Source organism: Acinetobacter halobius, from assembly GCF_044130335.1.
Lineage (GTDB): Bacteria > Pseudomonadota > Gammaproteobacteria > Pseudomonadales > Moraxellaceae > Acinetobacter.
Map to the genome: position 1 here is coordinate 1 of NZ_JBIQOD010000027.1, position 12,135 is coordinate 12,135.

Below are 12,135 nucleotides of genomic sequence, written 5' to 3' on the forward strand. Positions count from 1 at the left end.
GGTAATTTAAATTATTTTAAACTCTCTTTCTAAAACCCAACTCAATTAATTTCAACTAAGTTGCTGTTTTATCAGAAGTTTTAATCTTCATCACCGCCGATGGATGTGCATTCTACACCATTCCTAATACTACACAACCCCTTTACAGCATTTATTATCTTGAATGGGTGTTTTTTAGTCAAATTTGTTGTTTTTGACGATTATTAAAGCATTTTTTACTATCCTTGTTTATTTTTCGTTAAGATATGCTCTATCTCGCTGCCAAGCAAAATGAATAATGACAGCTTTTAAATACAGAATTTATTGTGTTCTCTTGTCTTGTGTAATGATTTCACAGGCACAGGCACAACCTCAACTTAATCTCCCCACGACCACATTGACTATCTTAAGCTATGTTCGATGGAATACCCCAAATCCTGTTTCTTTATGTATTTTAAATAACACTCAACTCTCTAATCAGTTTGCACAAGTCAATCAGCAACTCAAAAGCGCTTACCAAATTCAAGCTATTAACTTATCTGAACTCAATAAAGTGATGTGTAATGCAGTCTTTTTCTCAACATATACACCTCGTGAAGAGCAAAATATTATTAATAGTTTAAAAGATGCGCCCCTTACATTCAGTTCGAATAATGCTGAATGTGAATTAGGCAGTGCTTTTTGCTTATACCAGAGTAAAACTAGAACTTCTTTTAAAGTGAATTTAAGCAGCCTTTCTCAATCGCGTGCTCATGTAGATCCGCGTGTTTTATTATTAGCAAAATCTACGGAGCCTTAACACAATGTTTCGTAAGCACTACAACACATCTTTACAAAAGATTTTTAGTCAGTCCCAATTGCTAATTTTTTCACTGACACTTGGTATTTGTAGCTTAATTTTTATTGTTATTTCAAGTTACACCATGAACACCTATGCCAAGCAAAGCTTAAATATCTTGAGTGCAACCCTAAGTGAACAAATCCAACCCGCAGTCATTTTTAATGACCGTATTACACTACAACAAACACTGAACAACCACATTCAACAGTATCCAATACGCGCAATTGTGGTAAAGGACATGCAAGGCGATACTCTTGCAGCCGTGTACAAAAATCGAACTGAGTTTGCATGGCTGGAGAATCTATTTAATCGGGTCTTTTTTGCAGATCCTGTTAGTCAAAGCATTAAGCACAAAAATAACCAGTACGGCACTTTGATTATTCATGGTAGTGCAAATCAACTGATGAGTTTTTTCTTTCAGATGTTGATCTGCTTATCTATTGGTATTTTTATTATTCTATTAGTGATGCTGTGGTTAGTACATTCTACCTATCGAAAACTGATGCACTCTATTCAACCTATGGTTAACACCGTTGAAAGTTTAAATCTTGATACCAATTACCAAGCCCGACTGCCATCTTCACCCATTTATGAATTTCGAGTGATTAGTGGTGCTTTTAACAATTTGCTAGACAAGGTGCAACGCACCAATGAAAAACTACAAAGCGAAAATTCACTGCTATCTCATAAAGCTCTACACGACCAACTAACAGAGCTACCAAACCGACATTATTTCTACAATATTTTATGTAATCAGTTTGAAAATCTAGAGGAAAATCAAACTGCATTATTCTTTATTGATAATAATAATTTCAAAGATATTAATGATGCTTATGGGCATTTAGCAGGCGATGCAGTTTTAAAAGAAATGGCTCTACGCTTAAAGAAGAATGTTCGTAATTATGATGTCGTTGCACGATTAGGTGGAGATGAGTTTGCTATTCTCGTTCGCAATATCAAACATTATGAGCACTTAGAGCAGATCTGTGAGCACTTAATTGCATGTAGCCGAGCTCCCCTGAATTTCGACCAACAACAAATTTATTTCAGTTTCAGTATTGGCGTGGCCTTTTCCAAATGTGCAACAACGCCCGAAGACCTGATTGCTGAAGCCGATAATGCCATGTATAAAGCCAAAAACTTAGCTCAAGGGTGGTATATCACCCCCTGTCAAGATATTTATTAGGAAGCCGTATGCTAAAACATCTTTATAAATTAATTATCGTCACAAGTCTTATGACCATCCTATCTGGCTGCCTTAGTTTAGGACATCTCAACTATAAACAGGCGCGCATGTTGAAGAAACAAGGCTTTACCCTGACCGAAGAAGGCTGGACGCTGAGACTGCCTGAAAAATTATTGTTTGGCTTTGACCAATCCGATATTCAAGCCGCTCAAAAGCCTCCGCTAGAGGCACTATCAAAACAACTTCAACAATATAATCTGAATACAATCAAAGTGGTCGGACATACGGATAATATTGGAGACCCAGCATATAATCAAACACTGTCAGAAAAACGTGCAGCTAGCGTCAGTCAAATCTTTATTGAAACAGGATTCAAAACTCAAAATATTCAGTCCCTTGGTCGTGGTGCTTCACAACCACTGGTTGAAAATAACAGTGAAGAAAATCGAGCGTTGAATCGTCGTGTGAATATTATTATTATTCCTTAAACATTATCTGCTTCGCTTGTATCTTAAATTAAGCCTTCATCACGAAGGCTTTTTTTACGCACTTCACTAAATTTCAGGCATAAAAAAACCGCTTAACGCGGTATCTTTATCTCGACCATTTTAATAAATGGTCGGAGCAGTAGGATTCGAACCTACGACCCCCTGGTCCCAAACCAGGTGCACTACCAGGCTGTGCTATGCTCCGATTTCAACTTTTTAAAGTTGGGGTGAATGACGGGATTCGAACCCGCGACAACTGGAATCACAATCCAGGGCTCTACCAACTGAGCTACATCCACCATCATGTTTCGGTTCTTATATACCAAGCTACCAAATGGCGCGCCTGACAGGATTCGAACCTGTGACCATCCGCTTAGAAGGCGGATGCTCTATCCAACTGAGCTACAGGCGCATGACCAATAATACGAGGTATTATGGAAAACCTTGCCTTGAAGAATTGGTCGGAGCAGTAGGATTCGAACCTACGACCCCCTGGTCCCAAACCAGGTGCACTACCAGGCTGTGCTATGCTCCGATTCATCTCAGCTTTTCGTATCGAACATCTCGTTCGGTACGGTGTGCATTCTAGGCGCGACGCTTGATAACGTCAACACCTATATTTAAAAAAAGTAAAAAAATCACGTCAAATGTATATTAATCAAGCGTTTCAGCTGTTTTTTATACAAAATTTAACGTTTTAATGATGCACTGAAATCCAACATCCGATCTAAAGGTAGTTTTGCACGTTCTGCCAAAGCAGGATCAACAAAAATTTCTTGATCCCCTTTTTGTAAAACCTCCAAAATACCATCTAGCTCATTCATTGCCATCCACGGGCAGTGTGCACAAGACCGACAAGTTGCACCCTCACCTGCTGTCGGGGCTTCAACTAAAATTTTGTTGGGTACGGCTTGTTGCATTTTGTAGAAAATACCCCGATCCGTCGCAACGATCAATCGCTCATGTGGCAAAGTCTGAGCAGCTTTAATCAGTTGTGATGTGCTCCCGACAGCATCGGCAATATCAACCACAGATTCAGGTGACTCTGGATGGACCAAAACAGCAGCATCTGGATAAAGTGCTTTCATTTGAGCAATACCGCGCGCACGGAACTCTTCATGCACAATACATGCCCCATCCCAAAGTAACATGTCTGCACCTGTTTTCTTTTGGATATAACGTCCCAAATGCTGATCGGGCGCCCAAATAATTTTTTCACCCAAACTATCTAAGTGCTCAATAATCTCAACTGCACAGCTTGAAGTCACCACCCAATCGGCACGGGCTTTCACTGCGGCTGAAGTATTGGCATAAACCACAACGGTATGATCAGGATGTGCATCACAAAACTGGCTAAACTCATCGACTGGACAGCCCAAATCTAAAGAGCATGTGGCTTCCAAAGTGGGCATGAGAATGGTTTTATTTGGCGATAAAATCTTTGAAGTTTCCCCCATAAATTTAACGCCCGCCACCACTAAGGTAGATGCCGGATGATCACGACCAAAACGTGCCATTTCCAATGAGTCGGATACGCAGCCACCACTTAACTCGGCCAATTCCTGCACTTCTGGATCGCAATAGTAATGTGCTACCAAAACTGCATCGCGTTTTTTCAGCTCAGCCAAGATTAGGGCAAATTTTTCCTGTTTTGCCTCCTCGCTCAGCTGTGACTCTTTGGTCTCACCCAAACGGTCCAAATGCGCCTGCACAATTGATTTTGCTTCATTGGCAATTAAATTGGTCGCATTGTTCATCATTCATCCATCCCTTCATGCTTATCAACAAGCAATTCCCACACTCAATTTATTGGTCAAATGGCATTTAGGCTTTTGACCAATCATTCAAAAGCACTCAAGATAAAAAAGCCTCCAATGGAGGCTTTCTTGAGCATGTTCAGATTAAGAGCGGTAGTCCGCATTAATCTTCACATAATCATAAGATAAGTCACAGGTATAGACTGTGTCTTTCGCCGCTCCGCGTCCAAGGTCCACACGAATGGTCATTTCCGCTTGCGACATTACACGAGCACCTTCTGCTTCCGTGTAATCAACTGCCGCTCCACCATCCTTACAGATTTGCACATCATCTAACCAAACTTGGATTTTTTCAACATCTAAATTTTTAACACCCGCATAACCAATCGCAGCCAAGATGCGTCCCCAGTTCGGATCTGATGCAAAAATTGCAGTTTTCACCAAAGGCGAATGTGCAATACTATAGGCAATATCGCAACACTCTTGTGTATCATTCCCACCTTCAACTGCAACCGTAATAAACTTAGTTGCACCTTCACCATCGCGTACAATCAGTTGTGCAAGGCGTTTCATTATACGGGTCAATACATCTAAGACTACAGCATAACGTGGATCATTTGTGGACTGAATTTCAATACCACCAGCTTGTCCTGTGGCTGCAAAGATACATGAATCATTGGTCGAAGTATCACCATCAATGGTAATTCTGTTGAACGAAACATTCGCTGTTTCACTCAAAAGTTGCTGAACCAAATTACGGCTGATAGGTGCATCAGTTGCAACATAACCTAACATGGTGGCCATGTTTGGACGAATCATACCTGCACCTTTAGAAATACCCGTCATGGTATAAATGATGCCATCTAGCTCGAACTGTTCAGATGCGCCTTTCGGAGTTGTGTCAGTCGTCATAATACCAGTAGCAGCGTCGCCCCAAGCGTCAGCACTCAAACTATTTAAAGCAGGCTGTAAACCACTACACAAACGTTCTAAAGGCAATTGCTCACCAATTACCCCAGTTGAGAATGGCAGGATTTCGTTCGCCTTTACATCGGCAAGTTCAGCCAGTTTTGTGCAAGTGCTTTGGGCATTTGCTAGACCAGTTTTACCTGTGCCTGCATTGGCATTCCCTGTATTAATGACAAGGTAACGTGGATTTGCTTGTTGTAAGTGCGCTTTAGACACATGCACAGGTGCTGCACAAAAGGCATTTTGGGTAAAAACACCCGCAACGTTGGTTCCTTCAGCAAATTCGAAAATGACAAGATCTCGTCGGTTCTGATAGCGCACATAAGCTTCAGCCGTTCCGATTCTCACCCCTTTCACCACGTGCATTTGTGGCATTGATACGTCACCTACTGGCATTTTAAACGTCCAATTCATTTGTTAGAAAAACCACAGCTTATTAGAATTTTCAGAAAAAATCGAGCAGAAGACTTTGTTTGTTTTCACTTTTCAAAGTGAGTTCATTTTTGACATAAAAAAACCAATCCGAAGATTGGTTTTATATTTGAAAATACGATTAATTTGAAGCAAGCTGTGCCGACTCAGACAACAGTGCTTGTTTAGCATTTTCTTGGCTTACAGGGGAAAGTGCTGGATTTGAAGCCACGATACGATTCACTGTGACTGCATTCACCGGAGCAATAGCCGCTGTTTGTAATACGACAGGACGTTGATTTGGGTTAGGAAAAGTATAACGAATGCCTGTACGTGGACTTTGTACCGTAATATTGCCATTGGCCTGTGCCGCAGGCGCTGTGGTTGTGCCACGTGCTTGTTGGACTTTAGCTTCGGTAGTGGTGTCTGCAAGTGCAAAAGTTGGAAGCACTAAAGCTACGATCATGATTGGTTTTAATACTTTTTTCATTGTCTTTCCACTTTAGAGATTTAGATAATGAGCAACTAAATAGCATTTAATGACTAAGACTGCAATTGCTATTCACATTCTGCAACGCTTTAGCTGGCATCATAAGCAATATGTAATTTAGCTCCATGAGAATTTTTTAGCCATTCCAATAAAAAGCAGAACCAAAGTTCTGCTTTTTATTACGCCATGTTTAGATTTTACCGTGACATTGTTTGTATTTCAGACCTGAACCACATGGGCAAGGTGCATTACGACTCGCAGGTGCAGCAAATGCTTCTACTGGTTCGTATTGTGCATCTACTTCTGCAAAGTGGTTTTGATCATCGGCCAATAAACCATCAAAGTCGGCATGTGACAAGTTCAATTGCATCGCTTCAGCTTGAGCTTGCTTCTGTGCTTCCATTTCAGCGAGCTCTTCAGCCGTTGGTACATGCACACGAGACAAATCAGTTACAACGTCTGATTTGATAATCGCCAACATATTTACAAATAAGTTGTACGCTTCTTTTTTGTACTCTTGCTCAGGATTTTTCTGTGCATAACCACGCAAGTGAATACCCTGACGTAAATAGTCCATTGCCGCCAAGTGATCTTTCCAGTGACGATCCAGCGAGTTCAACATGAAGTGACGCTCAAGCATTGCTGCTGTTTCATCCCCCATTTGTTCACGGCGACTACGGTAGCGCTGTACCACTTCATCAGTAATACGTTCAACCAAAGATTCTTCATCTAAACGACGGTCATCTTCCAACCATTGGTTGATTGGCAAATCAATCGCGAGGTCTTCACGTAATGCTTTTTCAAGCCCGTCAATATCCCATTGATCATGAATTGACTCAGGTGGGATATAGTTAGAAATTACGCCTTGCATCACATCACGTTGCATCTCTTCGATGTAATCTTGCAATGTACTTTCTGCCAAAACTTCATCACGTTGCGAGTAAATAATTTTACGCTGTTCGTTGTTGACGTCATCGTATTTCAATAAGTTCTTACGAATATCGAAGTTACGTGCTTCAACTTTACGCTGCGCATTTTCAATCGAACGTGACACCATTTTATGCTCAATGGCTTCATCTTCTTGTAAGCCCATCGCACGCATCATGCCCACAACACGATCACCCGCAAAGATACGCATCAAGTCATCTTCAAGAGACAGATAGAAACGCGACACACCAGGGTCACCCTGACGACCTGCACGACCACGAAGCTGGTTATCAATACGACGTGATTCGTGACGCTCAGAACCAATGATGTGTAAGCCACCAGAACTCAATACCATTTCATGGCTTTGTTCCCATTCGGCTTTTAAGCGCGCTTCATCTTCAGGGGTTGGGTTTTCAATTTTTGCCAGTAAAGCTTTCCAGTTACCACCAAGCAGAATGTCTGTACCACGACCTGCCATATTGGTTGCAATGGTTACTGCACGCGGTGCGCCCGCTTGTGCAATAATATCCGCTTCACGTTCGTGTTGTTTTGCGTTCAACACTTCATGCTGAATGCCTGCTTCTTTCAATTTATCCGAGAGAATCTCAGACGCTTCAATGGTTGCTGTACCAATTAGAATTGGGGCTACACCAGACTCATGCACGCGTTGAATTTCTTGAATAATCGCGTTGTATTTACCATTACGATTTAAATAAATTAAATCGTTTTGATCAAGACGAATCATTGGGCGGTGCGTCGGAATGATGACGACATCTAGACCATAAATTTCTTTCATTTCCGCAGCTTCAGTATCGGCAGTACCAGTCATACCCGAAAGCTTTTTGTATAGACGGAAATAGTTTTGGAAGGTTGTCGTTGCGAGCGTTTGGTTTTCAGGCTGGATTTCCAAGCCTTCTTTTGCTTCAACTGCTTGGTGTAAACCTTCAGACCAGCGACGACCAGGCATGGTACGTCCTGTGTTTTCATCGACAATGATCACCTCACCATCATTGATGATGTAGTGCACATTGCGTTGATATAAGTAATGTGCACGAATGGCAGCAGTCACATGGTGAACCAAGTTCAGGTTGGTCGATGAATATAGACTTTCACCTTCAGCCAACAAGCCCATCTCAATCAGTTCATTTTCAACCGTTTCAAAACCAACCTCAGTCATTTCAACAGAGCGTTGCTTTTCATCAATCCAGAAGTGACCACCATCCGCAACTTTTTCTTCTTTCTGCGCATGCAGTTTAGGTGGGATGCTGTTGATTGCAGCATACAGCTGTGAAGAGTCATCACTTTGACCTGAAATGATCAACGGCGTACGTGCTTCATCAATTAAGATCGAATCGACTTCGTCAATGATGGCATAGATCAAACCACGCTGCTTTTTCTCAGCAAGCGAGAACACCATGTTGTCACGCAAGTAATCGAAACCAAATTCATTGTTGGTACCGTAAGTAATATCAGCACGATAGGCTTCAGCTTTCTCTGTTGGATCTTGCATGGAATAGATAATCCCGATGCTTAAACCCAAGAATTCAAAGAGCGGACGGTTTAATTCAGCGTCACGCTGTGCCAAGTAGTCATTCACAGTAATGACGTGAACACCTTGAGCACTAATCGCGTTTAAATAACACGCCAAGGTACCCATCAGGGTTTTACCTTCACCTGTACGCATCTCTGCAATTTTACCTTCGTGTAAGGTAATACCACCGATCAACTGTACATCGTAATGACGCATGCCCATTACACGCTTAGCTGCTTCACGGCAGACAGCAAATGCTTCTGGGAGTAATTTATCGAGGCTTTCGCCCTTGTTATAGCGTTGTTTAAATTCTTCAGTTTTTGCAGATAAGTCTGCATCGCCAAGAGCGGATATCGTCGGCTCGAGCGCATTAATCTTGTCTACGATTTTACGCATGCGTTTGAGTTCGCGCTCATTTTTGGTACCGAAGATTCCTCCGATCAGACTTGCCAACATGAATAGACTCTCTAAATCTTGCTTGTCAAATGAATATGTTTTCTTAGTCGTTATTATGGTGCTAGAAATTTGAAGTACAAGGGCTTTACACAAAACCATTTAAAAAATCTATTCATTGTTTCTAGCCCGTCGAATCTAAGGCAAACTAATGTAACAAATTTTAAACAGCCGACATAGAGATTTCATCCGAACTCATCAGGATTCAACAGTCTTTTTTAAAGTAGCGACTTTAATTGTTTGCAGTTGTTCAAGGTTTTGCTTTCATGCGCTGGATTTTGCCGCAGCGAACCTTTCACTCCATTGTTGGACTGACTTGGATTCATGCTCTGTAGAAAATCTAAAAGCTGCTCATCATTGGCTCGCATCGCAGTGAGAATTGGAACGAGCTGTACACAGGTAATATTATAGACATTACTCGCATTCGTATTCTGACCTTGAGCTAACTCCTGTTCGAGAGCCTGAGACAGCGCCACTTTCCGCTGTGTAAGACTTTTTTGAGACGCTAGATATAGTTACACACTGTAGAGCAGAAATAATTTCGTTTAAATACCGTTAGTAAACATGCAAATAAACGGTCTCTAGAGCAAAAAATGAGATCATCTTTGATATGCCTAAATACAGAACCCCTATCCGCCTCATTATGAGTATTTTGTATAAACAAATAATAAAACACTATTTTTCATGCAAAAGAAATTGCGCCATAGTGATGTTCATTCCATAGACATAAAGATAATTTGAGGTTTACTATGAGTTTACGTTTAGGCGATATCGCACCCAATTTCCAACAGGCTTCGAGCGAAGGCGAAATTGATTTTTATCAATTTTTAGGCGATAGCTGGGGAGTACTTTTTTCACATCCTGCTGACTACACGCCAGTATGTACCACCGAGCTTGGCTTTACCGCAAAACTCAAAGATGAATTTGAAAAGCGTGGTGTAAAAGCCATTGCCCTCTCAGTCGATGATGTCGAGTCACATCATGGCTGGATCAAAGACATCAATGAAACCCAAAATACTACCGTGAACTTCCCGATCATTGCCGACCAAGACCGAAAAGTGTCTGAGCTATATGGTTTTATCCATCCCAATGCCAGTGAAACATTAACGGTTCGCTCTTTGGTGATTATCGACCCAAACAAAAAAGTCCGTTTGATTATCACCTATCCTGCATCAACAGGTCGTAATTTCCATGAAATCTTACGCGTGATTGACTCACTGCAACTGACCGATCATCACAAAGTTGCAACCCCAGCAAACTGGCAACAGGGCGATGATGTGGTGATTGTGCCATCACTCAAAGATGAAGCGGAGATCGCACAGCGCTTTCCGAAAGGCTATAAAGCAGTCACCCCATATTTACGCCTGACTCCACAGCCTGAGCAAGGATAAAATACTCTGCTCTTGCACTAGACAAGCGAAGCCCGAAGTTTTGACCGAGCAGGCCGATTGAAAACAAAAAATGGGGGGTACTGAACTCCAAGCAATCCAAAGAGGAAACTAACCCATAAAAATACGTTCTGAGTTACCTTGTATGATAATTTCAAACTCCAATGACGAGCCGAGTTTGAACTTTTGAAAGCCTGTCAATCGACAGGCTTTTTTCCGCTTAAAGCAGGCACACATGACTCTTTAACAAAATCAAACTGTTAAAACTCAAATCTTCCGCTATAACAGTCCAAACAACACGATAAAAATGACTTTATGATTTATAACATTCACCATTTACATTGTGGCACTATGTGTCCAGTTTGTGCTCCGCTCTTCGGCCAAAAAGGTTTTCAAGCCAAGGTGGTGTGTCATTGTCTTTTGGTTGAAACAGATCAAGGGCTGGTGCTGATTGATACAGGCTTAGGCATACAAGACTATCTACACACCAAACAGCGTTTGGGGCAGTTAGTGGCTCGGATTGGAAAAATTGAACAAAACTTAGAATTAACTGCAATTGCACAAATCCAAAAACTTGGCTTTAGCCCGAAAGATGTTAAACATATTTTGGTTTCACATCTGGATTTTGACCATGCAGGTGGCATTTCTGACTTTCCCAACGCAACGGTGCATATCCTGTCTAACGAATATAATGCTGCACAAAACCTGAAATCATTAAAAAATAAAGCGCGCTATAAAACACAACAATTTCAGCAGCATCGCCATTGGCACTTTATTGAGCCGATCCACGGTGACGCATGGTTTAATTTGACTCAAGTGCAAGGGTTTGACTTATTTCATAATGAGATTCTTTTGATTCCGCTGTTTGGGCATACTGAAGGTCACTGTGGCATTGCCATTAAAACCCAACAGGGTTGGAAACTCTTCTGCGGTGATGCCTACTACTCTCACTTAGAACTCAATCCCCAGAACAAACTTCGCAGCTTAAATGCCTTGGAAGTATTTTTTGCCGAAGATAATTCACAGCGTTTAAGCAACCTGCATAAAATTCAACAATTGGCACAGTCTGAACCCAGTATCGAAATCTTTTGTGCGCATGACCCTGTTGAACTCTCATACCATCAGAGCCTGATCCTATGACCAAATACCTTGTTATGCTTTCTCTGTGTGTCAGTATTTCTGGCTGTATGACTACATCTGCGCTGCCAGAGACAGAGCGCCCACAACACTGGGGACAGTCGATCCAACCTGCGCATAACTTCTATCAAATCAGCGAAACTGTTTTTCGGAGTGAGCAACCCGATCAAGATTTAGTTCCAAGTTTAAAAGCACAGCAAATTGATGTGATTATTAATTTACGCTCGCGCAATCAAGACCTAAAAAAACTGTCCAACCAAGGGTTTGAACTAGTGCATATCCCAATTCATACATGGGCGATTGACCGAGACGATTTATTAAAGGTGATGCAGAAAATTCAACATGCAGAGCAAAATCAGCAAAAAGTTTTACTGCATTGCTACCATGGTTCAGACCGCACAGGCGCCAGCGTGGCGATGTACCGCATTATTTTTCAAAACTGGTCTACCGCTGATGCCTTGGCTGAGATGAAACATGGTGGTTATGGTTTTCATCCGATTTGGCAAAATATTGAGCCTTTATTTAGCCCTGAAAATATAAAATGGATTCAACAGCAACTGTTGAATCCATCTTAGTGA

General features: G+C 41.5%; 10 protein-coding genes and 4 tRNA genes. 6 read left to right on the top strand and 8 right to left on the bottom strand.

Annotated features, from left to right (window positions below):
- Positions 1-277 precede the first annotated feature (277 nt).
- The 3 genes from yfiR to yfiB are packed head-to-tail and all read left to right on the top strand — an operon-like array spanning position 278 to position 2,494.
- A complete protein-coding gene (gene yfiR / locus ACE01U_RS16045; protein ID WP_086210388.1) occupies positions 278-778 on the top strand; it encodes a regulatory sequestration protein YfiR in 501 nt (166 codons plus the stop codon).
- 4 nt (positions 779-782) lie between these two features.
- Positions 783-2,006 carry a diguanylate cyclase DgcN/YfiN gene (gene dgcN, locus ACE01U_RS16050; RefSeq protein WP_110975764.1) on the top strand — a complete coding sequence of 408 codons (1,224 nt, stop codon included), beginning with the start codon at positions 783-785 and terminating at the stop codon, positions 2,004-2,006.
- Positions 2,007-2,014: 8 nt separating this feature from the next.
- Complete coding sequence (gene yfiB / locus ACE01U_RS16055) at positions 2,015-2,494, top strand: outer membrane lipoprotein YfiB (protein ID WP_151706850.1); 480 nt, start codon at positions 2,015-2,017, stop codon at positions 2,492-2,494.
- 128 nt (positions 2,495-2,622) lie between these two features.
- On the opposite strand, the gene ACE01U_RS16060 is transcribed toward yfiB, so the two are convergent.
- The 8 genes from ACE01U_RS16060 to secA all read right to left on the bottom strand — a co-directional run bounded on the left by ACE01U_RS16060 (position 2,623) and on the right by secA (position 9,035).
- A tRNA-Pro gene (locus ACE01U_RS16060) sits at positions 2,623-2,699 on the bottom strand.
- An 18-nt stretch (positions 2,700-2,717) separates the two neighbouring features.
- Positions 2,718-2,793, bottom strand: a tRNA-His gene (locus ACE01U_RS16065).
- Between the two features lie 36 nt (positions 2,794-2,829).
- Positions 2,830-2,906: transfer RNA gene (locus tag ACE01U_RS16070), tRNA-Arg, on the bottom strand.
- 46 nt (positions 2,907-2,952) lie between these two features.
- A tRNA-Pro gene (locus tag ACE01U_RS16075) sits at positions 2,953-3,029 on the bottom strand.
- A gap of 154 nt (positions 3,030-3,183) precedes the next feature.
- Positions 3,184-4,251, bottom strand: a complete 1,068-nt coding sequence (gene nadA / locus ACE01U_RS16080) for a quinolinate synthase NadA (protein WP_086210391.1) — start codon at positions 4,249-4,251, stop codon at positions 3,184-3,186.
- Positions 4,252-4,395: 144 nt separating this feature from the next.
- Positions 4,396-5,616, bottom strand: coding sequence for a bifunctional glutamate N-acetyltransferase/amino-acid acetyltransferase ArgJ (gene argJ, locus ACE01U_RS16085; RefSeq protein WP_395579935.1), 1,221 nt, complete (start codon positions 5,614-5,616; stop codon positions 4,396-4,398).
- Between the two features lie 157 nt (positions 5,617-5,773).
- Positions 5,774-6,121, bottom strand: a complete 348-nt coding sequence (locus ACE01U_RS16090; protein ID WP_395579936.1) for a hypothetical protein — start codon at positions 6,119-6,121, stop codon at positions 5,774-5,776.
- A gap of 190 nt (positions 6,122-6,311) precedes the next feature.
- Entirely contained in the window at positions 6,312-9,035 is a 2,724-nt protein-coding gene (gene secA / locus ACE01U_RS16095; RefSeq protein ID WP_395579937.1) for a preprotein translocase subunit SecA, read from the bottom strand.
- Between the two features lie 746 nt (positions 9,036-9,781).
- On the opposite strand from secA, the gene ACE01U_RS16100 reads away from it, so the two are divergent.
- The 3 genes from ACE01U_RS16100 (at position 9,782) to ACE01U_RS16110 (ending at position 12,132) form a co-directional block, all read left to right on the top strand.
- A complete protein-coding gene (locus tag ACE01U_RS16100) occupies positions 9,782-10,423 on the top strand; it encodes a peroxiredoxin (protein ID WP_086210395.1) in 642 nt (213 codons plus the stop codon).
- Between the two features lie 312 nt (positions 10,424-10,735).
- Entirely contained in the window at positions 10,736-11,560 is an 825-nt protein-coding gene (locus ACE01U_RS16105) for an MBL fold metallo-hydrolase (protein WP_086210396.1), read from the top strand.
- Entirely contained in the window at positions 11,557-12,132 is a 576-nt protein-coding gene (locus ACE01U_RS16110) for a dual specificity protein phosphatase family protein (protein WP_395579938.1), read from the top strand. Before ACE01U_RS16105 ends, ACE01U_RS16110 begins: the two co-directional genes overlap by 4 nt.
- Positions 12,133-12,135: the final 3 nt, after the last annotated feature.